We start from the raw sequence: 25,539 nt of genomic DNA, 5'->3' as shown, positions 1-25,539 counted from the left end.
CGTCGAGTTGAACGCAGTGCCGGCGCAGCAGAAGCTCAGCAATATTGCGCGGTGACGTGAAGATCTGACGCTCATACGGGGAGAGAAGCGGACAAAAGTGGCGTCGCGCTCAGCCTTGATTCTGTCGCGATCTCAACCATGAGATATGGTCTGCCGAGTGACAGGCGACTACCTCACCCGTATCGGCACCCTCATCCGTACCGCGCGCCAGCATCGCGGCTGGTCCCAGGCGCAGCTCGGAGAGGCGCTCGGCACCAGCCAGAGCGCGGTCAACCGCATCGAACAGGGCAAGCAGAACGTCAGCCTTGAGATGATCGCGCGCATCGGCGATGCCCTCAACAGCGAGATCGTCTCCCTCGGCTACTCCGGCCCGATGCACCTGCGGGTCACCGGCGGCACCAGGCTCTCCGGCGCGATCGACGTCCGCAGCAGCAAGAACGCCTGCGTGGCGATCCTCTGCGCCTCGCTGCTGACCACCGGCCGCACCACGATCCGCAGCGTAGCCCGGATCGAAGAGGTCTACCGCATCCTCGAGGTGCTCACCAGCATCGGCGTCAAGAGCCGCTGGATCAACGAGGGCCGCGACCTCGAACTCACCCCGCCGGCCGAGCTCGACCTCGCCGCGATGGACGTCGAGGCCGCCCGCCGCACCCGCAGCGTGCTGATGTTCCTCGGCCCGCTGATGCACCGCGCCGAGCGCTTCGCCATCCCGTACGCGGGCGGCTGCGACCTCGGCACCCGCACCGTCCAGCCGCACCTGACCGCGCTGCGCCGCTTCGGCCTGGAGGTCGCCACCACCGGCGGCGCCTACCACGCCTCGGTCGAGCCCGGCGTCCCGCTGGACCGCCCGATCGTGCTGACCGAGCGCGGTGACACCGTCACCGAGAACGCCCTGCTGGCCGCCGCGCGGCACGACGGCGTGAGCGTCATCCGCAACGCCTCGCCCAACTACATGGTCCAGGACCTCTGCTTCTTCCTGGAGAAGCTGGGCGTCAAGATCGAGGGGATCGGCACCACCACCCTCACCGTCCACGGCGTCCCGCAGATCACCTGCGACGTCGACTACACTCCGGCCGAGGACCCGGTGGAGGCGATGAGCCTGCTCGCCGCCGCCGTGGTCACCTCCTCCGAGCTGACGATCCGCCGGGTGCCGATCGAGTTCCTGGAGATCGAGCTCGCGGTGCTGGAGGGCATGGGCCTCGACTACGACCGGACCCCCGAGTACCCGGCCCACAACGGCCACACCCGCCTGGTCGACCTCACCGTGCGCCCCTCCAAGCTGACCGCGCCGATCGACACCATCCACCCGATGCCGTTCCCCGGCATCAACATCGACAACGTGCCGTTCTTCGCCGCCATCGCCGCGGCCGCGCACGGCACCACGATGATCCATGACTGGGTCTACGACAACCGCGCGATCTACCTCACCGAGCTGACCCGGCTCGGCGCGGACGTCAAGCTCCTCGACCCGCACCGCGTGCTGGTCCAGGGCCCCACCCGCTGGCGCGCCGCCGAGATGATGTGCCCGCCCGCGCTGCGCCCGGCCGTGGTCATCCTGCTGGCGATGCTCGCCGCCCAGGGCACCTCCGTCCTGCGCAACGTCTACGTCATCAACCGCGGTTACGAGGACCTCGCCGAGCGCCTCAACTCGATCGGCGCCCAGATCGAGACCTTCCGCGACATCTGACAGACCGTCATTTCACCGCCGGCCTCACCCGTTGAGGCCGGCCAACAGCGCGGCGATGTCCAGCCCGGTGTTCAGGTAGTCAACGAACACCGGGTTGTTCAGCGCCCAGGGCGAACGCCGCTCCCGGACCAGCCGGATCGCCTCGCCGCTTTCGTACCCGAGGTCGACCAGCGCCTGCGCCACCACCAGGCCCGAGCGGTTGTAGCCGAAGTGGCAGCGCACCAGCGTCCGGCGGCCCCGGCGGACCGCGGCCGCAGTGAGCTCGGCGGCCTCGTGGACGGCGGACAGCTGGCCGGAGGAGAGCGGGGCGTCGGGCACCTCCCGGGCGATGTGCTCGACGCCCGGCGCCGGGCCGTGCCCGGGGAGCGTGAACAGGCTGACCACCAGGTCGAACTCGCGCTGCACGATCGCGAGTTCCCGCTCGCCACCGGGCGGCGTGTAGTAGTGCCCGCCCATCCAGAGCCCGGGGACGATCTCGTTCCAGGGCTCGGCCGGCCCGGGGGTGTCGCGCTCCCTCTGGCGGGTTCGCATCCCTGCTCCCTTCGGCCCCGCCCGCCCGGTGCCGCCGTGCTACTCGCCGGTGGAGCCGTCGAGGTGCTCGCGCAGGAGGTCGGCGTGGCCGTTGTGGCGGGCGTACTCCTCGATCATGTGGGTGAGGATCCAGCGCAGCGAGAAGACCTCCTCGTCGTAGTGGCCCAGGACGTCCAACGACTCCGCGGCGGCGACGAGTTCCCGGGCGTGGTCGCACTCCCGGCGCCAGATCGCGAAGGCCTCCTCCGGGTCGGCGGCCTCGACGTCGAACTCGGCGAAGGTGCCGTCGGGGTGCTTCCAGAAACCGTGCCTGGCCTCGTTGTTGAGGACGTTGCGGAACCAGCTGCGCTCCACCTCGGCGAGGTGGCGGACGAGCCCGAGCAGCGAGAGCCCGGAGGGTTCCAGCACGCGGGTGCGCAGCTGTTCGGTGCTGAGGCCGGCACACTTCATCGCGAGGGTGTCGCGCTGGTGGTCCAGGAAGCTCGTCAGGGTGGCCCGTTCGTCGGCGGTGCGCAGGGTGGTGGCGCGCTGGTCATCGGTCATCGGGCCATCGTGCCGGGCGGCCGGTCGGGCCACCCGGCAATTTCACCGGCTGGACACCGGCGTGGGCGCCGAGCCGGAGTCGAGCTGTTCCAGCCAGTGCAGCGCCTCCTCGACGTCCTCGGCGACCGGTACGCCCTTCGGCGCCGGTGGGCGTTCCACCACGACCACGGGCAGGCCGAGTTCGCGTGCGGCGGTGAGTTTTGGCGCGGTCGCGGCGCCGCCGCTGTCCTTGGTGACCAGGACGTCGATGCGGTGCTCGCGCAGCAGCGCCCGCTCGCCGTCGAGGGTGAACGGGCCGCGGTCCAGCAGGACTTCGAGCGAGGACGGCAGCGGCGGCTCGGGCGGGTCCACCGAGCGGGCGAGGAAGTGGATCCCGTCGAGGTGGGCGAAGGCGCCGATGCCCTGGCGGCCGCTGGTGAGGAAGACGCGCCGCCCCAGGCCCGGCAGCAGTTCGGCGGCCGCCGCGAGTGAGCTGACGGGGTGCCAGCGGTCGCCGTCGACGGGCGTGAAGCCGGGGCGGCGCAGCACCAGCAGCGGCACGCCGGTGGCCGCCGCCGCGAGGGCGGCGTTGCCCGAGATCCCGGCGGCGAAGGGGTGGGTGGCGTCGACCACGGCGTCCACCCCTTCGGCGCGCAGCCAGGCGGCCAGTCCGTCCGGGCCGCCGAAGCCGCCGATCCGCACCTCCCCGGCGGGCAGCCGGGGTTGGGCGACCCGGCCGGCCAATGAGCTGGTCACCCTGCGCGTGGACGGGACGAGGGCGGCGGCCAGCGCCCGCCCCTCGGTGGTCCCGCCGAGGATCAGGACGTGCCGGATCATGCGTCGCAGGGCTCGTGCGGGCGCTCGCGGTCCGCCGAGTAGAGGTGGCTGTCGCGGAACTGCTCGGCGGCGAGCGTCCGGCCGACGATGATGACGGCGGTGCGGACCACGCCCGCCGCCTTGACCTGCTCGGCGATGTCGGCGAGCGTGCCGCGCAGCACCAGCTCGTCGGGGCGGCTGGCCATCGCGACCACCGCGGTCGGGCAGTCGGCGCCGTAGTGGGGGAGCAACTGCTCGACCACGTCGTCCACGTACCCGGCGGCCAGGTGCAGTACCAGCAGGGCGCCGCTGCGGCCCAGGGTGGCGAGGTCCTCGCCCTCGGGCATGGGAGTGGCGCGCTTGGCGATCCGGGTGAGGATCACGGTCTGGCCGACGGTCGGTACGGTCAACTCCCGCTTCAGCGCGGCCGCGGCGGCGGCGAAGGCGGGCACGCCGGGGACCACCTCGTACGGGACGCCGGCCGCGTCCAGACGGCGCATCTGCTCGGCGACGGCCGAGAAGACGGACGGGTCGCCGGAGTGCAGCCGGGCCACGTCCTGGCCGGCCCGGTGCGCGGCGACGAGCTCGGCGATGATCTGGTCCAGGTTGAGCTGTGCGGTGTCGATCAGCAGGGCACCGGGCGGGCACTCGTCCAGCAGCTCGCGCGGGACCAGGCTGCCGGCGTAGAGGCAGACCTCGGCACGGGCCAGGATGCGCTGGCCGCGCAGGGTGATCAGGTCGGCGGCGCCCGGGCCGGCTCCGATGAAGTAGACGGTCACGAGGCGTCCTCCTGAGGGGGGTTGGGCTTGACGGCGGACCACTGGGTGACCGGCATGGCCTGCCGCCACCCGGTGAAGCCGCCCACCGGGACCGCGTGGGCGACGGCGAGTTTGACGAGCTCCCCGCCGCGGCGCCGGTACCACTCGGTGAGCAGCGCCTCGGACTCCAGGGTCACGGTGTTGGCGACCAGCCGGCCGCCGGGGCGCAGTGCGGCCCAACAACTGTCCAGCAGGCCGGGCGCGGTGAGGCCGCCGCCGATGAACACGGCGTCGGGGGCGGGGAGTTCGGCGAGCGCGGCCGGGGCGGGGCCGGTCACCACGCGCAACCGGGGGACGCCCAGGGCGGCGGCGTTGCGGGCGATGCGCTCGGCCCGGACGGCGTCGCGTTCGATGCTGACGGCCTGGCAGTCGCGGTGGGCGCGCAGCCACTCCACGGCGATCGAGCCGGAGCCGCCGCCGACGTCCCAGAGCAGTTCGCCGGGGGACGGGGCGAGCGTGGCGAGGGTGGCGGCGCGCACGTGCCGCTTGGTGAGCTGGCCGTCGCTCTCGTACGCGGCGTCGGGCAGGCCGGGGACGAGGGAGCTGCGGGGGCCGTCGCCGAGTTCGACCGCGATGAGGTTCAGCGGGTCGCCGGCCGGGTGCGGCCAGCCGTCGGCGGGGCCGTCGAGCCGGCGCTCGGCGGGGGAGCCGAGCTGTTCGAGGACGCTCAGGCGGGCGGTGCCGTACCCGCGCTCGGTGAGCAGCGCGGCGACGGCGGCCGGGGTGGCGGCGTCGGCGCTGAGCAGCAGCAGACGGCGGCCCGGGTGGAGGGCGAGCGCGAGGGTGTCCAGCGGGCGGCCGACCAGGCTGATCACCTCGGTGGCCTCCAGCGGCCAGCCGAGCCGGGCGCAGGCGTAGGAGACGGAGGAGGGGTGCGGCAGCACGCGCAGCCGCTCGGCTCCGACGGTCTCGGCGAGGGTGCGGCCGATGCCGTAGAACATCGGGTCGCCGCTGGCCAGGACGGCGACGCGGCGGTCGGCGTGGGCGGCGAGCAGTCCGGGGACGGCCGGGCGCAGCGGGGACGGCCACGGGACGCGCTCGGCGGTGACCGCATCGTGGGGGAGCAGCTCCAGCTGCCGGGGGCCGCCGACAACCACCTCGGCGGACCGCAGTGCGGCGCGGGAGGTGGCGGCCAGACCGGGCCAGCCGTCGGCCCCGATCCCGACGACGGTGATCGGATGGGGCAGCTCGGGCACCGGGTGGCTCCTCGTCGTTCGGCGGGCCAGTGCGTAGTGGATCTCACCAGCCGGGGCAGCCTACCTGGCCGTTTGCGGCCGGTCTGCGGCGAGGTCACGGCCGGGGGTGACGGCTGGAGGCGAACGGATTTCGGCTGACAGATTTCAGATTCTGAACGCTGAAAGCTGTCCGCTGAAAGTTGTCAGCCGTCAGCCGCCGACCATCCCGCCGTGATCCGTCGCCCGCCCGCTTGCCGGCCCCCGCCCCCTCACCTGTCCGCCCAGTCCCCCGAACCGATCAGCGCCGGCCGCGCCCGCAGCCGCGCCTCGGCGGCCGGCCCGGCGAGGTACACCCAGGCCTCCCGCAGCTCGCCCGCCGCCGTCCGCACCGTCAGTCGCCGCCGTACGTACAGTCCCGTCCCGTCCGTCCGGCACTCCTCCAACTCGTCCAGCGTCGCGAGTGCCCCGGCATACGCGCCCGGCCGTACGGTGATCAGCTCGCCCACGACCCGCCGCCCGGGCGTCGGGTCGGGCACCGCGTACGGGAACCCCGGGCCCGCGTGGAGCGCCGCGCCGTCCAGCACCGCCGGACGGATCTCGGCACAGCGCCCGGCCAGGTGGACGGCGTGGTTGCGGCCGTCGCTGCGCAGCGTGCCGTACACGAAGAACGGCAGGGCCTCCTCGACCTGCGGGGCCTCCTCGGACGCGGACACGGGTTCGACCTCCTTGCTGGGGGAGCGCCCACGGTACGTCCTGATGGCCGATCCGTGATACCCACTGGCGCAGCGGGCCTCTCATGCGCTGTCATGTCGGATGTTCGGCCAGTAGCGTCCAAGGGGGACACACATGACATCGCCCGCCTCCTCCCAACCGGCAACCACCCCCGGCAGCACCCCCGCCACCCCCGCAACCTCCACCGCCCCCGCAACCCCCGCCGCCCCCGACAAGCGGACGCCCCGCCTCGGCGGCGCCGTCTGGCTGGCCCTCGGAGTGGTCTACGTCGTCTGGGGCTCGACCTACCTGGCGATCCGGATCGCTGTGGAGACGATGCCCTCCTTCCTCTCCGCCGCCGCCCGCTTCCTCACCGCCGGCCTGCTGCTGGTCGGCTACCTGTTGGTCCGCCAGGGCCCGGCCGGCCTGCGGGTGAGCGGGCGCCAGCTGGCCTCCGCCGCCCTGGTCGGAGTGCTGCTGCTGACCGGGGGCAACGGCCTGGTGGTGCTGGGCGAGACCTCCGTCCCCTCCGGCCTGGCTGCCCTGCTGGTGGCCGCCGTCCCGCTGTGGATGGTGGTGCTGACAGCCTTCGGCGGTGGCGAGCGCCCGAAGCGGGCCGAGCTCGTCGGGGTGCTGCTCGGCCTGGTCGGCCTCGGCGTGCTGTCCGCCCCCGCGATCGGCGGGTCCGTCGAGCCGCTGGGCGTGATCCTGATCATCTGCGCCACGCTGACCTGGGCGACCGGCTCGTTCGCGAGCAAGAAGGTCCCGATGCCGGGCAACGTGCTCGCCGCGAGCGCGTACCAGATGCTGGCCGGCGGCTTCTGCGATCTGCTGATCGGACTGGTCCGTGGTGAGCAGCGCGGGTTCGACCTCTCGGCGGTCTCCGGCCGGTCCTGGCTGGCCCTCGTCTACCTGGTGCTGTTCGGCTCGCTGCTCGCCTTCACCGCGTACGCCTGGCTGCTGCGTTCGGCCCCGCTGACCCTGGTCGCCACCTACGCGTACGTGAACCCGGTGGTCGCCGTACTGCTGGGCTGGCTGGTGCTGGCCGAGCCGCTGACCGGGCCGACCCTGGCGGGCGGGGCGATCGTGGTGGCCGGCGTCTGCCTGGTGGTGAGTGTCAGCCGACGGCCGGGGCGTCCGTCGAAGGCGACGTCCGCGCGTAGGTGAGGATGACGTTCCCGCGCTCGAAGATCCAGCGGTCGGTGAGCGTGAAGGCGCGCGGCTCGAAGCCCGCGCGGAACAGCGGGATGCCCGACCCGACCACCACCGGGTACTGCTCGATGATCAGCTCGTCGATCTCGGGCAGCGGCTGACCGGCCAGGTCGGTGCCTCCGCAGAGCCGGATACCGAGCCCGTCCTCCTGCTCGAGCCGGCGGACGACGCTCAGCGGGTCCCCAGTGGTGATCTCCACCGCCGGGTCCGGGCTCGACTCCGGCGTGCGGGAGATGACGATCTGTCGCAGGTGGGCGTACGGGCTGGTGAGTCCCACGGCCAGCCCGGCGTCCCCGACGACACGGCGCGGAGAACGCGAACGCCTCCGCCGCCGACCAACCCCCCGTGAAGTCAACGGCACACGATCGTCGGGAAGTTACGATCACCCGGACCGTCGCGCACGAAGCACGAGCACCGAACTGGGGGAGAGGCACGCCGTGTTGGACACCAGGCAGGACGGAACCACCCGAACCGCCGAAGCGTCAAGGTCCCCGGTGTGGCGCCAACGCTCCTTCCTGGCCCTCTGGTCGGCTCATACCGTCAGCCAGTTCGGCACCCAGATCACCCTTTTCGTGATCCCCGTCCTCGCCCTCACCGCCCTCTCCGCGACCCCCGGCCAACTCGGCCTGGTCTCCGCCGCCGAGACCGTCCCGTTCCTGCTGGTCGGCCTGCCCGCCGGGGCCCTGCTCGACCGCTGGGACCGTCGCCGGGTGATGGTCGTCGCGGACCTCGGCCGCGCCGTGGCGATCTGCGTCCTCCCGCTCGGGTACGCCCTGGACACGCTGAGCGTGCCGCTCCTGTGCGCGGTGGCCTTCGTCACCGGCGTGTTCACCGTCTTCTTCGACATCGCCGACCAGGCCCTGCTGCCGAGCGTGGTGTCCCGCGCGCAGACGGCGGACGGCAACAGCCGCCTGGAGTTCTCCCGCTCGACCGCGGAGCTCGCCGGCCCCAGCCTCGGTGGGCTACTGCTCCAGTTGCTCGCCGCCCCACTGATCCTGCTCGGTGACGCGGCCAGCTACCTGCTCTCGGCGTTGCTGCTCCGCTCGGTCCGCACCCGCCGCGACGATGACCAGGACCACGACCAGAACCGCGACCAGAACCGCGACCAGAACCGCAAGCACGGCCGTGACGACGACCACGGCCACGACCACACCGAACCCCGGGCAGCCCCCGAGTCCCGGATGCGCACCCGGATCGCCGAGGGCCTGCGGTTCGTCCTCACCCACCGCACCCTGCGCCCGCTCGCCCTCGCCACCGCGATCGGCAACCTGGCGAGCCTCGGCGGAGCGCTCAGCGCCCTGCTGGCCGCGTACGCCGTCCACGACCTGCGGCTGTCACCCGGCGCGCTCGGCCTGGCGCTCTCCCTCGGCAATGCCGGGGCCCTGCTCGGAGCCGTCGTCACCGGTCGGCTGATCCGCCGTTTCGGCCTCGGGCCGGTCCTGATCGTCGCGAAGTCCCTCCCCGGCTTCGCCGTCCTGGTCCTCGCCACCGCCGCGCCCAGCCGCGCGTCGACCACGGTGGCGTTCGCGACCGGCATCCTGGCCTGCGGCGTCACCGTCTACAACATCGGCCAGGTGAGCCTGCGGCAGGCCGTCACCCCGACCGCCCTGCAGGCCCGGATGAACGCCTCGGTCCGGTTCGTCATCTGGGGCACCCTGCCGTTCGGCGCGCTGGCGGGTGGCCTGCTCGGCTCGTGGCTCGGGCTGCGCCCTGCGCTCTGGCTGGTGGGCGCGACGGGTTTGCTCTCCTGCCTGCCGCTGCTGCTCGCGCGCGAGGTCCGGGCGCTGCGCGCGATGCCGACCGGGCCCGAGTCGATCGACTGACAGCCGGGGCCAGGTCGGCATCCGTGGGTCAGTGCACGTCGGTGCAGGTCGGTGCGGGGCAGAACGAGTCGGAGCGGGTCAGAACGCGTACGGCGGCTTCCCCGTCCACCAGTTCCCCGGCGCCTCCGGGTCGCGGCTGGTCCAGAACTCGAGGATCGCGCAGGCGATGTCACGTCGCCAGCACGCTAACGCCTTGAGCCGCGCTCGCGCAGCCGAACCTCGCGCAGGAGAACGACGGGCGTAGGCGGCGCATCGCCACCCTGCCCAGCCAACCCCGGCTCAGCCACCGGCCCAGCCACCCCTGCCCAGACACCCCGGCTCAGTCGTCCTGGTGGTCGGCCCAGATGTACGCCTCCGGCAGCAGCTCCAGCACCGGCAGGGTGTGGAGTCGCCCGTCCCGTTCGACGATGACCCCCGCCTCGGGGAAGTAGTCCAGCAGCACCTGACGGCAGCGCCCGCACGGCGGCACGACCCCGCGCCCCTGGTCGCCGACCGCCACCACCGTGGTCAGGTCGTACGCCCCCTGCCCGGCCGCCGCCCCGATGAGCACCAGCTCCGCGCACGGCCCGCCGGTGAAGTGGTAGACGTTCACGGCCGTGACGATCCGCCCGTCGGCATTGCGCCCGGCCGCCGCGACGCTGTGGTTGTCGCCCCGCGAGTACCGCTCGGCCACCGCCCGGGCCGCCGCGACGAGTTCCTCATCGACTGCCGCGTGATTGATGTCGGACATGGCGCTGGTCCTCTCCGGTCGAACCTGACACGCTTCGATCATGGCCGTCCCACCCCTGATCGTGCCAACCCCTCGCGCAGGCCCGTTCCGGCTGCGCCCCTGGCGCCTCACAGGAGGAATTCCTTCCGGACCGTTTCGGGAATTGCGGCGGCTTCATTTCGTCCCAGCACGGGCGTTGCAGAAGAACGAACAGAAGAACGAACAGAAGAGCGGACACATGCGGCCCGAGGCGGACCGGCCGTACCGCATTCTGAGACCTCCGCCGCCGCCTCCGTGATGTTGATACGATCCCGCTGGACCGCGACTGGCGCGTAGGGATGGAATCGACCATCGGGAAGCGGTCCCGTGAATCCTCACGTCGACGTGGATCCGCACGTCGAGTTGCCGAGCGCCTGGGCCGCCCGCATCCCCGCCAGGAGACCGCCATGGCCCAGCCCGAGCAGACGCCCCACACCGCCGCCGCCCCCGCGGCCGACACCGCCTTCCGCAGCGCCCTGGACGTCGTGGCCGGCGTCGAACCGCGGATCGCCGCCGCCATCGGCCAGGAGCTGGCGGACCAGCGCGCCTCGCTCAAGCTGATCGCCAGCGAGAACTACGCCTCTCCGGCCGTCCTGCTCGCCATGGGCAACTGGCTCAGCGACAAGTACGCCGAGGGCACCGTCGGCCGCCGCTTCTACGCCGGCTGCCGCAACGTCGACACCGTCGAGGCCATCGCCGCCGAGCACGCCCGCGAGCTGTTCGGCGCCGAACACGCCTATGTCCAGCCGCACTCCGGCATCGACGCCAACCTCACCGCCTTCTGGGCCGTCCTCTCCCAGCGGGTCGAGAGCCCGGCCCTGGAGCGGGCCAAGGTGCGCAACGTCAACGACCTCACCGAGCAGGACTGGGCCGAGCTGCGCCAGGAGCTCGGCAACCAGCGCATGCTCGGCATGTCCCTGGACACCGGCGGCCACCTCACCCACGGCTTCCGGCCCAACATCTCGGGCAAGATGTTCGAGCAGCGCAGCTACGGCACCGACCCGGCCACCGGCCTGATCGACTACGACGCGCTGCGCGAGACCGCCCGCGAGTTCCGCCCGCTGATCCTGGTGGCCGGCTACTCCGCCTACCCGCGGCTGGTGAACTTCCGCAAGATGCGCGAGATCGCGGACGAGGTCGGCGCGACCCTGATGGTCGACATGGCGCACTTCGCCGGCCTGGTCGCGGGCAAGGTGCTCACCGGCGACCACGACCCGGTGCCGCACGCCCACATCGTCACCACGACCACCCACAAGTCCCTGCGTGGCCCGCGCGGCGGCATGGTGCTCAGCACCGCCGAGCTGGCCGAACACGTCGACCGCGGCTGCCCGTTGGTGCTCGGCGGTCCGCTCTCCCACGTCATGGCCGCCAAGGCCGTCGCCCTCGCCGAGGCCCGCCGCCCCGAGTTCCGGGCCTACGCCCGCGCGGTGGTCGACAACGCCCAGGCACTCGCCGAGGGCCTGCTGCGCCGCGGTGGCAAGCTGGTCACCGGCGGCACCGACAACCACCTGGTGCTCGCCGACGTCTCCGGCTACGGTCTGACGGGCCGTCAGGCCGAGGCGGCGCTGCTGGAGTCGGGAATCGTCACCAACCGCAACTCCGTGCCGCTGGACCCGAACGGCGCCTGGTACACCTCGGGCGTGCGCCTGGGCACCCCGGCCCTGACCACCCGCGGCCTGGGCGTCGCCGAGATGGACGAGATCGCCGCCCTGATCGACACCGTGCTGCGCGCCACCGCCCCCGTCACCGGGGCCAACGGCAGTCCGTCCAAGGCGAATTACGCCCTCGACGAGTCCCTGCGCGACGGCGTCGCCAAGCGCGCCGCCGACCTGCTCGCGCCGTTCCCGCTCTACCCGGGCGTCGACCTGGTCTGATCCGGCCCGGGCTGCCGAATCCCGGTTCGGCAGCCCCGTCCCAGGCCGATCGGTGTGGTCCCGGTCCCACCCGGTCGATGGGGTTCGGGGCCAACCCGGTCAGTACTGCAGCGACTTGTACTGCAGGAACTCCTCCAGCCCGTGCCGGCCCAGTTCACGGCCGAGGCCGGAGCTCTTGTAACCGCCGAACGGCGCCATCGGGTTGAACCGGCCACCGTTCAAATCGACCTGGCCGGTGTCGAGACGGCGGGCGAAGGCGGCGGCGGTGTCGGTGTCCGCGGCCCAGACGCCGCCCGCCAGGCCGTAGACCGTGCCGTTGGCGATCTCGGCGGCGTGGTCCTCGTCCCGGTAGGGGAGGATCGACAGCACCGGGCCGAAGATCTCCTCCTGGGCCACCGTCATCTCCGGGGTGACGTCGGCGAGCACGGTGGGACGGACGTAGAAGCCGGCCGGCAGCTCGGGCAGCGGCTCCGGGCCGCCGACCACCAGCCGGGCGCCCTCGGCCACCGCGTTGTCCAGGTAGCCGCGCACCCGGTCCAGCTGCTTGGCGTTGACCAGTGGGCCGATCCGGGTCTGCGGGTCGGTCGGGTCGCCCGGGACGTACTTCTCGGCGGCCTTGGCCGCGATCGCGACCGCCTCCTCGTACTGGTCCTGGTGCACCAGCAGCCGGGTCCAGGCGCTGCAGGTCTGGCCCGAGTTGGCGAAGACGTTGGCGACGTTCACGTTGACCGCGCGGACCAGGTCGGCGCCCGGCAGCACCACATTGGCGGACTTGCCGCCCAGCTCCAGGGCGACCCGCTTCAGCCCGCGCCCGGCCGTCTCGGCGACCTGTCGGCCGACCGCGGTGGACCCGGTGAACGACACCACGTCCACCTCCGGGTGTGCCGCGAGCGCCGCACCCGCCACCGCGCCGGTACCGGTCACCAGGTTGAACACCCCGGCAGGGAAGCCGGCTTCGTGCACCAGGCGGGCGAACAGCCGGGCCACCAGCGGGGTGTCCTCGGCCGGCTTGAGGACCACCGGGCAGCCGGCCGCCAGCGCCGGGAGGACCTTGGCCACGACCTGGTGCAGCGGGTAGTTCCACGGCGTGATCGCCGCGACCACCCCGGCCGGCTCGGCGAGCACCACCGAGTTGCCGATCCGCTCCTCGAAGGAGTGCTCCGCGAGCAGGGTCAGACAGGAGGTGGCCACGGACAGCGGTAGCCCGGCGTGCACGGCCCCGGCGAAGCCGACCGGGGCACCCAGCTCGGCGACCACGGTCGAGGTGATCTCCCCCTGGGCGGCGGCGATCCCGTCCCGCAGCCGGGTCAGCAGCGTCAGCCGCTCCTCGCGGGTGGTGGCAGCCCACCCCCGGGCCGCCCGGCGGGCCGCCGCCACCGCGGCGTCGACGTCGGCCGCCCCGCCCGCCGGCACGGTGGCGAGCACCTGCTCGGTGGCCGGGTTCAGTACGGTGATCGACCCGGAGTCCCCGGAGGGCCGCCAGGCGCCGTCGATGTACTGGTCGCCGTACTCCGCGTACTCCTGCACAGATCGTCCTCTCGGCTGGTCAGCCACTTCACTAACAGCGCTGGTCAAAGGTCAGTCAAGGCGGCCGAGCCGCCGCGCGCAAGAGCCAATCCGGTCGGGTGGGCCGGACGGTTACCTCGGGGCGAACCGCGCGGTGTACTCGTCGAACGGTTCGATCCCGACCTTCGCGCGGCGCTCGTCCAGCCGCTCCGGGTCCTCGCACGGCCACGGCACCGGACGGCCGTCGGCCACCGCGCCGATCTGGGTGCCGTAACGCTGCTCGCGCCCCTCGTTGACGGCCAGCCGGTCCTGCAGGAACGCCAGGTCCCGGGCGCTCGCCGCGCCGCTCGCCACGGCCTCCGTCATCAATGCCGCCGCCCTTCGCTGGACGTCGAGTTGACGGTCCGCGTGCTGCGCCACCAGCCAGGCCGCCCGGGCCGCCTCGGCGCCGACGCGCTGCTCGGTCGGCCAGCCGTGCTCGGCCATCATCTCCGCGAGCCGGTCGCCGTGCCGGGCGGTGAGCCGCCGCCAGACGGCCTGTTCGGCCAGGTCCGGACTGTTCGCCAGCCGGGCGTGGGCGCCGTCCTCGGCCATCATCGACACCAACTCCGCTGCCAGGACGGAGTTCTGACGGTCCGACTGGTCCTGCTGCACTGCCGCCATGTCGATCCGCTCCCCACTTCCGGGCCCTCCGGTCGGGCCGCCTGCCACCACCGTAGGTGCGGAAACCGCGACGAAGATCATTCCCCGGACTGGTGACACGGCACAGTCGGTGGCACAGAATAGATGTACGCCAGTCGCCCGGCCGTGATCATCTCCGGCCGCGAGGCGACAGGTTCGGCAATTGATCCGCTCAAGGTCTCCTCAGCGCCCGGAGAGCCGCTGTAGATTGCACCGAACTCCGCGGTGGGGCCTACTGTCGGTGGAGGGTCGACTCGCGCACGGCCGGCGAGCCGGCGCGTCCCCGTGGCCGGAAGGGCCGCCACCGCGCCAAGGCGAGGCTCAGAATCCGCAGGTCATCCGTACCGCTAAGGAGCATCCCGTGACCGACACAGCGTTGAAGGGCGAGTCGCGGCAGCCCGTCGAGCCGGCCGTGTTGAACGACGTCCCGGGGTGGTTCTGGGACCACGACCGCCACTCCTTCGACTGGTTCCTGGGGCGACAGGAGGAGACGGGCGTCACCGGCGACCTGCTGGAGATGGGCGCCTACCTGGGCCGCAGCGCCATCGTGATCGGCGAGCACCTCCAGCCCGGCGAGACGTTCACCGTCTGTGACCTCTTCGACTCGGAAGCGCCCGACGAAGAGAACTCCGAGGAGATGGCCGTCTCCTACCGGAAGACCCTGACCCGTTCGGCCTTCGAGTCCAACTACCTGTCCTTCCACGACGAGCTGCCGGAGATCATCCAGGCCCCGACCTCCGTGCTCGCGGGCGGGCGGATCCCGGCCGGGGCGTTCCGCTTCATCCACATAGACGCCTCGCACCTCTACGAACACGTGGTGGGCGACCTCCAGGTGTCCCGGATCGCGCTCCAGTCGCAGGGCGTCGTGGTGCTGGACGACTACCGCTCCCAGCACACCCCCGGCGTCGCCGCCGCGACCTGGGAGGCGGTGTTCAACCACGGCCTCAAGCCGATCCTCCTCACCGAGTGCAAGTTCTACGGCACCTGGGGCGACCCGGAGCCGTTCCAGCGCGAGCTGCTCGACCGGGTGGACCTCGCGGCGGGCTGTCACCTGAGCGCCGAGACCCTCAACGGGCAGCAGCTGCTGCGGATGACCGGCGGTTCCGAGGGCATCCGGCCGTTCCGCCCCTCGCGCCACCAGAAGCGACTGGCCTCCGCGGCCGCCGCGCGCTCGGCGGAGGAGGGCCGTCAGGCGATCCGGATCGCCCAGGACGAGGCCGCGCTCGACCTCGCCGCCCGCCGCGCCCGCGCCGCCGAGGCGCGTCGCCCGGCCAACGTCGCCAAGCGCGCTGCCCGGGACCTGCTCCCGCCGGTCGTCACCTCCGCCATCCGCCGCGCCCGCCGGGGCTGACCGCGAACGGCTGACAGCCGTCAGGCAGCAGCCGACGGACAGCAGTCGACAGGTGACAGCAGACAGGTGACGGCTAACGGCAATCAGAGTTCAGATGACAGAGTTCAGATAACAGATATCAAACTCTGTCATCTGAACCATGCCAGCCGAACCCCGCCGCCCCACCCCCGCCGGAGCGCAAACCCCGAAGGGCCGGTCGGAACACCCGACCGGCCCTTCGATTGCAGTTGCGCGCTCAGACCCGCGAAGGCTCCGCAGCCCCGGCAGCGTCGGCCGGCGCCGCGGCCTCCTCGGCTGCCAGCTCCCGGCGCACCTCGTCCAGCGAGGGGTTGTTCCAGGCGCTGGCGACCCCCCAGTAGTAGAACGCCAGACCGATCGCGGCCACGATCAGCAGGTCCCAGCCCTCGGGCAGGTAGCCCTGACCACCGAAGTCGGTGCTGCCGGCCCAGGAGATCCCGGCCATCACGAACAGGTAGGCGACCATCCAGGCGCCCGCCTTCAGGTGCGGCTTCAGCTCGACGAACGGCTTGCGCAGCTCGTACCAGGCCCAGATCGGCAGACCGGCGGCCATCAGCAGGATGACCTTGCCGGTGAGCGGCCAGCGAGCCCAGTACAGGACCAGCGAACCGAAGACCATCGCGATCGGCGCGATCACCGGCATGGCCCGCAGCTGGACCGGCCGCTTCAGGTCCGGGGCGAGGCGGCGCAGCGCCATCACGGCGACCGGGCCGGTGATGTACGAGATCACGGTGGCCACCGAGACGATCTCGGCCAGCGAGCCCCAGCCGCGGAAGACGGCGAGGAACAGGAAGGCGACCACCAGGTTCAGCAGCAGCGCCGGACGCGGGATGCCGGTCTTGGCGTCGACCTTGCCGAAGACCTTCGGCAGGTGGCCGTTCTCCTGCACGCCGTGGATCATGCGCGAGGTGGTGGCGGCGTAGATCATGCCGGTGCCGGAGGGAGAGATGAAGGCGTCCGCGTACAGCAGGATCGCGAGCCAGTTCATGCCCCAGGCGATCGCCAGGTCGGCCAGCGGCGAGGTGTACGCGAGGCTGCTCCAGCCCTTGGACAGGTCACCGCTCGGGATGGCGCCGATGAAGGCGATCTGCAGCGCGACGTAGATGACCAGGGCGATCAGGATCGAGCCGATGACGGCCTTCGGCAGCGACTTGCCCGGGTTGCGGGCCTCACCGGCCAGGTTGAGCGGCGACTGGAAGCCGTTGAAGGCCCAGACGATGCCGGAGACCGCGACGGCGGTGAAGACCGCGCTCCAGCCGTTCGGCGCGAAGCCGCCGGGGTTGGTGAAGTGGGCGGTGTCGAAGTGCGCGAAGAGCAGCGCGCCGGCGGTCACCGTCGGCACGACGACCTTGAAGACGGTGATCGCCGTGTTGGTCTTGGCGAACAGCGTGATCGCGAACCAGTTGAGGGCGAAGTACACGATCAGCAGCACACTGGCGAGCGCCACGCCGCTGACGGTGAGCTCCTTGCCGTCGTACAGGCCCTTGGCCCAGCCGAAGTGCCAGGAGCTCATGTACTGCACGGAGGCGGTGGCCTCGCCCGGGATGACCGAGACGATGGCGATCCAGTTGGCCCAGGCCGCCAGGTAGCCGGCCAGCGAGCCGTGCGAGTACTGGCCGTACCGGACCATGCCGCCGGCCTTGGGGAACATCGAGCCCAGCTCGCTGTACGTGAGGGCGATGGTCAGCGCCACGGCGGCGCCGATCACCCAGGCCAGGATCGAGGCGGGGCCGGCGAGCTTGGCCGCCCGCTCGGCACCGAACAACCAGCCGGATCCGATGATCGACCCCAGCCCGACGGCGGTCAGGCTGATCGTGCCGAGCGATCGACGGTAGTTCTGATGTGATGCCGTCGACGATTCAGGCTCACTCAACGTATCGGTCCTCTCGCTCGGGGTTCATCGGGTGGTGTCGGAGCTTTTGCGGTTTTGGGTCGGTATTCCGGACAAACCCCAGAAGCCTATGGTTCGAAATGGGGCGAATACCTCAGAGGAAGCTCAAACCGCCCGATCGTTGCCATCTCGTGTCCGGTTTTCGGACGGGGCGGTCCCTGTGGAGAGGGAGCGGTCCCCGTGGAGAGACCGACGCCACACCGCCGACGCAGTGGATCGAGGGCCGAGTCGGGGAAGTCGAACCGGGAAAAAGGAAATTCCCCGTGGGTTCCTTTCGGATCCCACGGGGAATTCGGCTGTGTCCGAGGGGGGACTTGAACCCCCACGCCCGATAAAGGGCACTAGCACCTCAAGCTAGCGCGTCTGCCATTCCGCCACCCGGACGGGGTGTGTGCTCCGGGGGTTTTTCTCTCGCCCCCTCGGCGACAGAGAGAACATTACCAGGGTTCTGGAGTGCTTCTCACCTGCGTTTCCTCGGCCCGGGGGCGGGAGCCCCGTCCGGCCGGGCGGCCCATGGGGACGCGGGGCCTGGCCGGACTGGCTGGGACGGCTCGCCAGGGTGCTCGAACCCCGGCTGAAGCGGTGGCGAGCGCGAAGCAAACGGTCGGTTTCGGCTTCGCGAGCGATCGCCTCGGGTCGGAACCGATCCGACACGGGCAAGTTGTCGACGGTGCCACGGCCGCGTCGACCGCTCTCCTAGCCTCTGTGGCCCGAGGGCGCCATGAGCGGATCGCCTGATTCCCGGGTCGCGGACGAAGGGCGGCTGGACGTGGAGCAGATCAGCGGAACGGCGGAGGCCGAACCGAGACGCGGCGGCCAGGACGGCGCGCGCACCGACGTCGGCCGCGCGGTGAGCCGGCCCGACCAACCCGGGCAGCCGGACCGACCCGAGAAACCCGGGCAGCCCTACCGGCCCGAGCAGTCCGAGCAGCCCGACCAACGGGGCCAGCCCGGCGGACCCGCGAGGCCCGAGCCGAAACTCCAACGGAAGCCCCGCCGGAGACCCCACGGAAACCCCGACCGGAAGGGCGCCGGCGGCCCCACCGAGGGCGTCTGGCGCTTCCGGGTGCCCGCCGTCGAGGCCTCCGTGCCGCGCACCCGGCACGCGGTACGGGACCGCCTGTTGGCCCAGGGCATGGCCGGGGTCCGCTACCAGGAGCTGGTGGACGACCTGCTGCTGATCGTCTCCGAGCTGGTCAGCAACGCGGTGACGCACGCGGCCGAGCTGTCACCCGAGGTGACGACCGAGCTGTCGGTGCGCCGGGGCTGGGTGCGGGTGTCCGTGGAGGACGGCGATCCGTACCGGCCGAAGGCCCTGGAGAGTGACACCGCACGTACCGGCGGGCGTGGCCTGCTGCTGGTGAAGAGCGTGACCCTGCAGGCCGGCGGGGTGTGTGACGTCGAACGCACGGGGGAGGGCGGCAAGGTCATCTGGGCCTCGCTGCCCGTCCCCCCGGAGCTCGAGCACTGACCGGCCCACCCGGCCGGGCACGGCCGCCGACCCACCGTGAACGCAGCGGCCCGACGGTCCTACCAGTCCCGCCCGGCGATCTCCCGGATCCCCGGCAGCGCCGCCTCGAAGACCGTCTCGAACCACACCGAGAACGGCCGCTCGGCCCGCAGCTCCCGCAGCTCCTGCGCGGTCACGAAGGCGAAGTCGTCCACCTCGTCCGGGTTGGGTTCGACCGGAGCGGTGACCAGACCCACGAACAGGTGGTTCCACTCCCGCTCGATCAGCCCGGAGGCCTCGTCCGGCAGGTCGTAGCGGACCGTCCCCGCCTCGCAGAGCAGCGCCGGTGCGACGCCCAGCTCCTCGGCGGTGCGCCGGGCGGCGGCCACGAAGGGCGGCTCGTCCGGGTACGGGTGCCCGCAGCAGGTGTTCGACCAGACGCCGGGGGAGTGGTACTTGCCGAGGGCCCGGCGCTGCAGCAGCAACCGGCCCTGGCGGTCGAAGAGGAACACCGAGAAGGCCCGGTGCAGCCGACCCGGCTGCTGGTGCGCCCAGTGCTTCTCGGCGGTGCCGATCGTGACGCCCTCGTCGTCGACCAGTTCCAGCAGGATCTCGGTACCGGCAGTGGCGGCGGACAGGCCCTGTGGGTCGACCGCCACGTCTGTCTCCACGTTGAGACCGGTGTCGATCTCGGCGTCGAAGTGTGTCGGTTCGGTCGGCAGACTCTGGGGCATGAGGCCTCTTTCGGGGGGCGGGAGCAACGGAAGCATCGGGTGCGTCGGGTGCACCGGGTGGAGTGCAGCGGACACAGCGGGGGCACCGGCGCCGGCATCGGGCTCCAGTCTGCCGTATGGGTGGCGGTCCGGACGGGTCCCACGCACAACCGGGCGGATCATGCCCCGCAGGTGTCCCGATCCGGGCAGAGAAGGGTCCAGGACGCCCCCGGAAGGGTCATTTCATTCGCAGAACCGTTCGGAAGTCGTTCGGAGGCCGTTCGATCACGGCTCGGTCACCCCACCGTCACCGCACCGCCACCGGGCGCGTTCGGGTGGGTCGCCCCGGTCGCCTACCATCACATACGACACGCTGCCCGGATCTGTGCCGGTACCGGCGCGCCGCCGCCCGGCCGGGTCGAACACCGGTCCGGCGCACCCGAGCGCCGACCCGTTGGCACATCCCGCGCGCACAGCACGACGCACGACGGATCAGGAGACCCCGCATGATCGGCCTCGTTCTGGCAGCCGGCGCCGGCCGCCGGCTGCGCCCGTACACCGACACCCTGCCCAAGGCGCTGGTGCCGGTCGACGGGGAGCGGACCGTCCTGGACCTCACCCTGGGCAACTTCGCCGAGGTCGGACTGCGCGACGCGGCGATCGTCGTCGGCTACCGCAAGGAGGCGGTGTACGACCGCAAGGACGCCCTGGAGAGCAAGTACGGGGTCAAGCTCCACCTGGTCGAGAACGACAAGGCCGAGGAGTGGAACAACGCCTACTCGCTCTGGTGCGCCCGCGAGCTGTTCTCCGAGGGCCTGCTGCTGGCCAACGGCGACACCGTCCACCCGGCCTCCGTCCAGCGCACCATGCTGGAGGGCAACCGGCGCCTCGTCGAGGACGGCCGGGCCCCCGGCATCCTGCTGGCCCTCGACACGGTGAAGAAGCTCGCCGACGAGGAGATGAAGGTCGTCGTCGACCCGGCCGCCGGCATGCGTCGCATCACCAAGCTGATGGACCCGGCCGATGCGACCGGCGAGTACATCGGCGTCACCGTGATCAACCCCGCCGCGGCGGCCGACCTGACCGACGCGCTGCGCGCCACCTACGAGCGCGACCCGCAGCTGTACTACGAGGACGGCTACCAGGAGATGGTCAACCGGGGCCTGCGGATCGACGTGCAGCCGATCGGCGAGGTCTCCTGGGTCGAGGTCGACAACCACGACGACCTGGCGAAGGCCCGGGAGATCGCGTGCCAGTACTGACCCGACTGGTCCCGTCGCCGCTGTTCGCGGAGATCCGCCCGGGCGCGCTGGACGCGCTCGGCGGCATCCTCGCGGACCAGCGGCTGTCGGCCTCGGGCCGGATCGCGGTGGCGATCAGCAACGGCTCCGGCGCCGCGATGCGCGAGCGCCTGGAGCCGGCCCTGCCCGGCGCCGACTGGTACAACGTGGACGACGGCAGCCTCGACAGCGCGGTGCGCTTCGCCGAGGAGATGCGCGGCAAGCACTACGACGCGGTCGTCGGCCTCGGTGGCGGCAAGATCATCGACGCCGCCAAGTACGCCGCCGCCCGGGTCGGCCTGCCGGTGGTCGCGGTGGCCACCAACCTCGCGCACGACGGCATCTGCTCGCCGGTCTCCACCCTCGACAACGACGCCGGCCGGGGCTCCTACGGGGTGCCCAGCCCGATCGGCATCATCGTCGACCTGGACGTGATCCGGCAGGCCCCCCAGCGCTTCGTGGCGGCCGGCATCGGGGACGTCGTCTCCAACATCTCGGCCTGCGCGGACTGGGAGTTGTCGCATGCCGTCACCGGCGAACCGGTGGACGGGCTGGCCGTGGCGATGGCCCGCTCGGCGGGCGAGAACCTGCTGCGGCACCCGGGGAGCACGCAGGACCAGGACCTCCTGACGGCCCTCGCGGAAGCCCTGGTACTGTCCGGCATCGCGATGAACATCGCTGGCAGTTCCCGGCCTTCCTCGGGTGCCTGCCACGAGATCTGCCATGCCCTGGACGTGATGTACCCCAAGCGTTCCGCCCAGCACGGCGAACAGGTGGGCCTCGGCGCCGCGTTCGCCAGCTTCCTGCGGGGCGAGCGCGAGCTGACCGGCCTGATCGTGGAGTGCCTGGCGCGCCACGGACTGCCGGTTACCGCCGCTCAAATGGGTTTCAGCGATGCGGAGTTCACCGAGGCGGTGCACTACGCTCCAAACACCCGCCCGGGCCGCTACACCATCCTGGAACACCTCGACCTCTCCCCTTCCGCAATCAGGGACGCGTACGCCGACTATGTCCAAGCCGTCAACAGCTGACCCCTCCACCGCGGGCGCGCGGCCCCCGGTGGACCTGACCCGCCGGCCCTCGATCGAGGAACTGCGCGCGGTGATCCACCCGGAGGGCATGCTCCAGCGCCGCAGCGCCGAGCACTGGGCCGGGCGCCTGTACATGCGGAAGATCTCGCTGCGGATCACCCGCGTGCTGTCCACCATGACGGCGATCACGCCCAACGGCCTGACGTACCTGATGATGTTCACCGGCATCCTGGCCGGTGCGGCGCTGGTCGTCCCGGGCATCGCCGGCGCGATCCTGGGCGCGCTGCTGATCCAGGTCTACCTGCTGCTGGACTGCGTGGACGGCGAGGTGGCCCGCTGGCGCCGGCAGACCTCGCTCACCGGTGTCTACCTGGACCGGGTCGGCCACTACATGTCCGAGGCGGCCCTGCTGACCGGCCTCGGCCTGCGTGCCACCGACCTGCTGCACCGCGAGGGCCACGGCTCCCACTGGGAGTGGGCGTTCCTGGGCACGCTGGCCGCGCTCGGCGCCATCCTGATCAAGTCCGAGACGGACCTGGTGGACGTGGCCCGGGCCCGCAGCGGCATGACGGCCGTCGAGGACAGCGCCTCGGTGCCGCGCTCCTCCTCGGTGGCCAAGGCGCGTCGGGCGGCCTCCTTCCTGAAATTCCACCGCCTGGTCGGCGCGGTCGAGGCCTCGCTGTTCATCCTGGCGGCCGGGGTCGCCGACGCCGTGCACGGCGGGCTGTTCTTCACCCGGCTCGCGGTCGTGGTGCTGGCGGCCATCGCCATGCTGCAGACCGTGCTGCACCTGCTGAGCATCGTCCTGTCGAGCAGGCTGCGATGACCGGGCGGAGCGAGTTCATGATCGAAGGCCGCGCGTGGGCCGACGCCCTCGCCGAGCGGAGCGGGGCGGGCGCATGACCACTTCCATCACCGCGGAGAGCTTCCGCCTCGGTGTCGTCATCATCACCATGGGCAACCGGCCCGCCGAGCTCAACGCCCTGATCGAGTCCGTCCGCGCGCAGGAGGGCCCGGCCGTCGAGCTCGCCGTGGTCGGCCAGGGCGTCGAGCTGCCCCCGCTGGCGGAGGGCGTGCGCACCGTCGAGCTGCCGGAGAACCTCGGCATCCCGGGCGGCCGCAACGTCGGCATCGAGCTGTTCGGGCCGGACGGCCGGGACGTGGACGCCGTGCTGTTCCTGGACGACGACGGACTGCTGCCGCGCACCGACTCGGCCCGGCTGCTGCGCGAGGCGTTCACCACCGACCCGGAGCTGGGCATCGTGTCCTTCCGGATCGAGGACCCCGACACCGGTGTCACCCAGCGTCGGCACGTTCCCCGGCTGCGCGCCAGCGACCCGATGCGCTCCTCCCGGGTGACCACCTTCCTGGGCGGTGCGAGCGCCGTGCGCTGCAAGGTGTTCGAGCAGGCCGGGCAGCTGCCCGCCGAGTTCTTCTACGCCCACGAGGAGACCGACCTCGCGTGGCGCGCGCTGGACGCCGGCTGGGCCATCGACTACCGGGCGGACGTGGTGCTGCACCACCCGGCGACCTCGCCGGCCCGGCACGCCGCCTACTTCCACAACGTGGCCCGTAACAGGGTCTGGCTCGCGAGGCGGAACCTTCCGGCCCCGTTGGTGCCTCTCTATCTGGGAACCTGGTTTCTGCTGACCGTGGCCCGACGCCCCTCCGCCGAGGGACTGAAGGCCTGGCTGGGTGGATTCCGGGCGGGTTTCCGCGAACCCTGTGGTCCGCGCAAGCCCATGCGATGGCGTACCGTCTGGCGACTGACCAGGATGGGCCGACCTCCGATCATCTGATTTGATCAGGTGATCGATCGCCACGGCCGGTGACCACACACCGGCCGGAATCCCCCGTGATCCCAGTGGATCCCCATCGGCGCAAGGCCGGCGGACCCCCGCCGACCGGCCGCCCCGACCGATCCCGCGTGAAGGACGAATGTGTCGACAGTGAGTGAACCCGTCAGCCTCTCAGCCCCCAGGGGGGCGGACGCGGGCCTGACCCCCAAGCAGCTTGCGGACAAGTACGGTCTGTCGGTGAGCGGCGCGCGGCCGGGCCTGTTCTCGTACACCAAGCAGCTCTGGGCCCGGCGCCACTTCGTCTGGGCCTTCGCCACCGCCCGCCTGGTGGCCCAGTACACCGACGCCAAGCTGGGCCAGCTCTGGCAGGTCGTGACCCCGCTGCTCAACTGCGGTGTGTTCTACCTGGTCTTCGGCGTGATCCTGAAGAGCAAGGACAACTTCCCGCCGAACACCTACATCGCCTGGCTCTGCATCGGCGTCTTCATCTTCCAGTTCACCCAGAACGCGGTGCAGTCCGGTACCCGGGCGATCTCGGACAACCTCGGCCTGATCCGCGCGCTGCACTTCCCGCGCGCCAGCCTGCCGATCGCCTTCACCGTGATCCAGCTCCAGCAGCTGCTGATCTCGATGATCGTGCTGGTCATCACCGTGCTGGCGGCCGGCATCACCCCCGGCAAGACCTGGCTGCTGATCCTCCCGGCGCTGTTCCTGCAGACCCTGTTCAACACCGGCGTCTCGCTGATCTTCGCCCGGATCGGCTCCAAGACCAGTGACATCTCCCAGCTGATCCCGTTCGTGATGCGCGCCTGGATGTTCCTGTCCGGTGTGATGTTCAGCATCCAGGACAAGGTCTCGACCTGGCCGCACTACATCCAGACGATCATGGCCCTCAACCCGGCCTCGGTCTACATGGACCTGCTCCGGCACGCCTTCGCGCCGATCATCTACAACAAGCACCTGCCCGCGCACCAGACCATCCCGCCGCACCAGTGGACGTACGGTCTGGCCTGGGGCGTCGGCATGTTCGTCATCGGATACGTCTTCTTCTGGAAGGCCGAGGAGGAGTACGGCCGTGGCTGACACCGACCTGAGCAAGCGCGACGCCGTCCCGGCCGCGAACGTGACCCGCGAGCCCACCGTCGTCGTCGACGACGTGCACATCGTCTACAAGGTGCACGGCGCCGGCTCCGGCAAGGGCAGCGCCACCTCGGCGCTGAGCCGCATCATCAGCCGCAAGCGCGCCGCCGGCGTGCGCGAGGTGCACGCGGTGAAGGGCATCAGCTTCACCGCGTACAAGGGCGAGGCCGTCGGCCTGATCGGCTCCAACGGCTCCGGCAAGTCGACCATGCTGGCCGCCATCGCGGGCCTGCTGCCGACCGAGAAGGGCGGCATCTACACCAACGGCCAGCCCTCGCTGCTGGGCGTCAACGCGGCCCTGATGAACGAGCTCAGCGGTGAGCGCAACGTCATCCTGGGCTGCCTGGCGATGGGCATGACCCCGGCCCAGGTGAAGGCGCGCTACCAGGACATCGTCGACTTCTCCGGGATCAACGACAAGGGCGACTTCATCTCCCTGCCGATGCGCACCTACTCGTCCGGCATGGGCGCCCGGCTGCGGTTCTCGATCGCCGCCGCCAAGACCCACGACGTGTTGCTGATCGACGAGGCGCTGGCCACCGGTGACCAGGCCTTCCAGCAGCGCAGCAAGAAGCGCATCGACGAGCTGCGCGGGTCCGCCGGTACGGTCTTCCTGGTCAGCCACGACAACAACTCGATCCGCGAGGTCTGCGAGCGGACCATCTGGATCGAGGCCGGCGAGCTGGTCATGGACGGCCCGACCGACGAGGTCGTCGGCCGCTACGAGCGCGGCGAGCGCCCGTAACCCGCGGTAGGGCGGAA

The 25,539-nt window shown here is 71.6% G+C and carries 24 protein-coding genes, 1 tRNA gene and 1 riboswitch; of the genes, 12 read left to right on the top strand and 13 right to left on the bottom strand.

Annotation, left to right across the window (positions count from 1 at the left end; genetic code table 11):
• Nucleotides 1-157: 157 nt before the first annotated feature.
• On the top strand, nt 158-1,687 hold the full coding sequence (locus tag ACFVWU_RS04455) for a UDP-N-acetylglucosamine 1-carboxyvinyltransferase (protein WP_387615406.1): 1,530 nt from the start codon (nt 158-160) through the stop codon (nt 1,685-1,687).
• 24 nt (nt 1,688-1,711) lie between these two features.
• On the opposite strand, the gene ACFVWU_RS04450 is transcribed toward ACFVWU_RS04455, so the two are convergent.
• From ACFVWU_RS04450 to ACFVWU_RS04425, 6 genes are all read right to left on the bottom strand, one after another.
• Nucleotides 1,712-2,218, bottom strand: coding sequence for a protein phosphatase (locus ACFVWU_RS04450; RefSeq protein ID WP_387615403.1), 507 nt, complete (start codon nt 2,216-2,218; stop codon nt 1,712-1,714).
• A 39-nt stretch (nt 2,219-2,257) separates the two neighbouring features.
• On the bottom strand, nt 2,258-2,761 hold the full coding sequence (locus ACFVWU_RS04445; protein WP_387615401.1) for a DinB family protein: 504 nt from the start codon (nt 2,759-2,761) through the stop codon (nt 2,258-2,260).
• Nucleotides 2,762-2,803: 42 nt separating this feature from the next.
• Entirely contained in the window at nt 2,804-3,577 is a 774-nt protein-coding gene (locus ACFVWU_RS04440) for a cobalt-precorrin-6A reductase (RefSeq protein WP_387615398.1), read from the bottom strand.
• On the bottom strand, nt 3,574-4,335 hold the full coding sequence (gene cobM, locus ACFVWU_RS04435; RefSeq protein ID WP_387615396.1) for a precorrin-4 C(11)-methyltransferase: 762 nt from the start codon (nt 4,333-4,335) through the stop codon (nt 3,574-3,576). Before cobM ends, ACFVWU_RS04440 begins: the two co-directional genes overlap by 4 nt.
• Nucleotides 4,332-5,570: a precorrin-6y C5,15-methyltransferase (decarboxylating) subunit CbiE gene (cbiE, locus tag ACFVWU_RS04430; protein WP_387615394.1), complete on the bottom strand. Its 1,239-nt coding sequence runs from the start codon at nt 5,568-5,570 to the stop codon at nt 4,332-4,334. The genes cobM and cbiE overlap by 4 nt, the downstream gene beginning before the upstream one ends.
• 248 nt (nt 5,571-5,818) lie before the next feature.
• Nucleotides 5,819-6,262 (bottom strand): gamma-glutamylcyclotransferase family protein, encoded by a 444-nt coding sequence (locus tag ACFVWU_RS04425; RefSeq protein WP_387615391.1) that lies wholly within the window; start codon nt 6,260-6,262, stop codon nt 5,819-5,821.
• 133 nt (nt 6,263-6,395) lie between these two features.
• Here ACFVWU_RS04425 and ACFVWU_RS04420 point away from each other — a divergent pair, with 133 nt between their 5' ends.
• Entirely contained in the window at nt 6,396-7,427 is a 1,032-nt protein-coding gene (locus ACFVWU_RS04420) for an EamA family transporter (protein WP_387615388.1), read from the top strand.
• Here ACFVWU_RS04420 and ACFVWU_RS04415 read toward each other — a convergent pair.
• Nucleotides 7,378-7,833, bottom strand: coding sequence for a dihydrofolate reductase family protein (locus tag ACFVWU_RS04415; RefSeq protein WP_387615385.1), 456 nt, complete (start codon nt 7,831-7,833; stop codon nt 7,378-7,380). The genes ACFVWU_RS04420 and ACFVWU_RS04415 overlap by 50 nt on opposite strands.
• 133 nt (nt 7,834-7,966) lie before the next feature.
• Between ACFVWU_RS04415 and ACFVWU_RS04410 the strand changes: the two genes are divergently transcribed.
• The gene (locus ACFVWU_RS04410) at nt 7,967-9,295 is read left to right on the top strand and encodes an MFS transporter (RefSeq protein WP_387615383.1); all 1,329 of its coding nucleotides are present in this window, start codon (nt 7,967-7,969) and stop codon (nt 9,293-9,295) included.
• A 319-nt stretch (nt 9,296-9,614) separates the two neighbouring features.
• Here ACFVWU_RS04410 and ACFVWU_RS04405 read toward each other — a convergent pair whose 3' ends face one another.
• Nucleotides 9,615-10,025, bottom strand: coding sequence for a cytidine deaminase family protein (locus tag ACFVWU_RS04405; protein ID WP_387615380.1), 411 nt, complete (start codon nt 10,023-10,025; stop codon nt 9,615-9,617).
• A 290-nt stretch (nt 10,026-10,315) separates the two neighbouring features.
• Nucleotides 10,316-10,430: riboswitch (ZMP/ZTP riboswitch) on the top strand.
• Nucleotides 10,431-10,450: 20 nt separating this feature from the next.
• Between ACFVWU_RS04405 and ACFVWU_RS04400 the strand changes: the two genes are divergently transcribed.
• On the top strand, nt 10,451-11,917 hold the full coding sequence (locus ACFVWU_RS04400; RefSeq protein WP_387615378.1) for a glycine hydroxymethyltransferase: 1,467 nt from the start codon (nt 10,451-10,453) through the stop codon (nt 11,915-11,917).
• 99 nt (nt 11,918-12,016) lie between these two features.
• On the opposite strand, the gene ACFVWU_RS04395 is transcribed toward ACFVWU_RS04400, so the two are convergent.
• Together ACFVWU_RS04395 and ACFVWU_RS04390 are read right to left on the bottom strand one after the other, a co-directional pair.
• Complete coding sequence (locus tag ACFVWU_RS04395) at nt 12,017-13,444, bottom strand: aldehyde dehydrogenase family protein (protein WP_387615375.1); 1,428 nt, start codon at nt 13,442-13,444, stop codon at nt 12,017-12,019.
• A gap of 111 nt (nt 13,445-13,555) precedes the next feature.
• Nucleotides 13,556-14,086, bottom strand: a complete 531-nt coding sequence (locus ACFVWU_RS04390; protein WP_387615373.1) for a DUF6624 domain-containing protein — start codon at nt 14,084-14,086, stop codon at nt 13,556-13,558.
• Between the two features lie 379 nt (nt 14,087-14,465).
• Here ACFVWU_RS04390 and ACFVWU_RS04385 point away from each other — a divergent pair, with 379 nt between their 5' ends.
• A complete protein-coding gene (locus ACFVWU_RS04385; RefSeq protein ID WP_387615371.1) occupies nt 14,466-15,455 on the top strand; it encodes a class I SAM-dependent methyltransferase in 990 nt (329 codons plus the stop codon).
• Between the two features lie 235 nt (nt 15,456-15,690).
• Here ACFVWU_RS04385 and ACFVWU_RS04380 read toward each other — a convergent pair whose 3' ends face one another.
• Entirely contained in the window at nt 15,691-17,346 is a 1,656-nt protein-coding gene (locus ACFVWU_RS04380; RefSeq protein WP_387615368.1) for an APC family permease, read from the bottom strand.
• A 317-nt stretch (nt 17,347-17,663) separates the two neighbouring features.
• Nucleotides 17,664-17,748: transfer RNA gene (locus tag ACFVWU_RS04375), tRNA-Leu, on the bottom strand.
• 682 nt (nt 17,749-18,430) lie between these two features.
• On the opposite strand from ACFVWU_RS04375, the gene ACFVWU_RS04370 reads away from it, so the two are divergent.
• On the top strand, nt 18,431-18,835 hold the full coding sequence (locus ACFVWU_RS04370) for an ATP-binding protein (protein WP_387615584.1): 405 nt from the start codon (nt 18,431-18,433) through the stop codon (nt 18,833-18,835).
• A 59-nt stretch (nt 18,836-18,894) separates the two neighbouring features.
• Here ACFVWU_RS04370 and idi read toward each other — a convergent pair whose 3' ends face one another.
• Nucleotides 18,895-19,548, bottom strand: a complete 654-nt coding sequence (gene idi, locus ACFVWU_RS04365) for an isopentenyl-diphosphate Delta-isomerase (protein ID WP_387615365.1) — start codon at nt 19,546-19,548, stop codon at nt 18,895-18,897.
• 485 nt (nt 19,549-20,033) lie between these two features.
• Here idi and ACFVWU_RS04360 point away from each other — a divergent pair, with 485 nt between their 5' ends.
• The 6 genes from ACFVWU_RS04360 (at nt 20,034) to ACFVWU_RS04335 (ending at nt 25,522) form a co-directional block, all read left to right on the top strand.
• Nucleotides 20,034-20,789 carry a sugar phosphate nucleotidyltransferase gene (locus tag ACFVWU_RS04360; RefSeq protein ID WP_387615363.1) on the top strand — a complete coding sequence of 252 codons (756 nt, stop codon included), beginning with the start codon at nt 20,034-20,036 and terminating at the stop codon, nt 20,787-20,789.
• Complete coding sequence (locus tag ACFVWU_RS04355) at nt 20,777-21,838, top strand: iron-containing alcohol dehydrogenase family protein (RefSeq protein WP_387615360.1); 1,062 nt, start codon at nt 20,777-20,779, stop codon at nt 21,836-21,838. Before ACFVWU_RS04360 ends, ACFVWU_RS04355 begins: the two co-directional genes overlap by 13 nt.
• An 88-nt stretch (nt 21,839-21,926) precedes the next feature.
• Nucleotides 21,927-22,664, top strand: coding sequence for a CDP-alcohol phosphatidyltransferase family protein (locus ACFVWU_RS04350; RefSeq protein WP_387615581.1), 738 nt, complete (start codon nt 21,927-21,929; stop codon nt 22,662-22,664).
• 73 nt (nt 22,665-22,737) lie between these two features.
• Nucleotides 22,738-23,637, top strand: coding sequence for a glycosyltransferase family 2 protein (locus ACFVWU_RS04345; RefSeq protein WP_387615359.1), 900 nt, complete (start codon nt 22,738-22,740; stop codon nt 23,635-23,637).
• Nucleotides 23,638-23,778: 141 nt separating this feature from the next.
• Nucleotides 23,779-24,720 (top strand): ABC transporter permease, encoded by a 942-nt coding sequence (locus ACFVWU_RS04340; protein ID WP_387615357.1) that lies wholly within the window; start codon nt 23,779-23,781, stop codon nt 24,718-24,720.
• A complete protein-coding gene (locus ACFVWU_RS04335; RefSeq protein WP_387615355.1) occupies nt 24,713-25,522 on the top strand; it encodes an ABC transporter ATP-binding protein in 810 nt (269 codons plus the stop codon). Before ACFVWU_RS04340 ends, ACFVWU_RS04335 begins: the two co-directional genes overlap by 8 nt.
• The last annotated feature ends 17 nt before the right edge of the window (nt 25,523-25,539 follow it).

Origin of the sequence: Kitasatospora sp. NPDC058190 (assembly GCF_042883685.1) — a bacterium.
Classification (GTDB): Bacteria; Actinomycetota; Actinomycetes; order Streptomycetales; family Streptomycetaceae; genus Kitasatospora.
The sequence above is the reverse complement of the archived record's forward strand: the minus strand, read 5'-3'. Positions and strand labels throughout refer to the sequence as shown.

What these genes read in the sequence shown, in the direction of transcription:
- ACFVWU_RS04360 (WP_387615363.1), top strand. Translation starts at nt 20,034, where the DNA reads ATGATCGGCCTCGTTCTGGCAGCCGGCGCCGGCCGCCGGCTGCGCCCG.
- idi (WP_387615365.1), bottom strand. Translation starts at nt 19,548, where the DNA reads ATGCCCCAGAGTCTGCCGACCGAACCGACACACTTCGACGCCGAGATC.
- ACFVWU_RS04440 (WP_387615398.1), bottom strand. Translation starts at nt 3,577, where the DNA reads ATGATCCGGCACGTCCTGATCCTCGGCGGGACCACCGAGGGGCGGGCG.
- ACFVWU_RS04350 (WP_387615581.1), top strand. Translation starts at nt 21,927, where the DNA reads ATGCTCCAGCGCCGCAGCGCCGAGCACTGGGCCGGGCGCCTGTACATG.
- ACFVWU_RS04445 (WP_387615401.1), bottom strand. Translation starts at nt 2,761, where the DNA reads ATGACCGATGACCAGCGCGCCACCACCCTGCGCACCGCCGACGAACGG.
- ACFVWU_RS04390 (WP_387615373.1), bottom strand. Translation starts at nt 14,086, where the DNA reads ATGGCGGCAGTGCAGCAGGACCAGTCGGACCGTCAGAACTCCGTCCTG.
- ACFVWU_RS04400 (WP_387615378.1), top strand. Translation starts at nt 10,451, where the DNA reads ATGGCCCAGCCCGAGCAGACGCCCCACACCGCCGCCGCCCCCGCGGCC.
- ACFVWU_RS04450 (WP_387615403.1), bottom strand. Translation starts at nt 2,218, where the DNA reads ATGCGAACCCGCCAGAGGGAGCGCGACACCCCCGGGCCGGCCGAGCCC.
- ACFVWU_RS04420 (WP_387615388.1), top strand. Translation starts at nt 6,396, where the DNA reads ATGACATCGCCCGCCTCCTCCCAACCGGCAACCACCCCCGGCAGCACC.
- ACFVWU_RS04405 (WP_387615380.1), bottom strand. Translation starts at nt 10,025, where the DNA reads ATGTCCGACATCAATCACGCGGCAGTCGATGAGGAACTCGTCGCGGCG.
- ACFVWU_RS04345 (WP_387615359.1), top strand. Translation starts at nt 22,738, where the DNA reads ATGACCACTTCCATCACCGCGGAGAGCTTCCGCCTCGGTGTCGTCATC.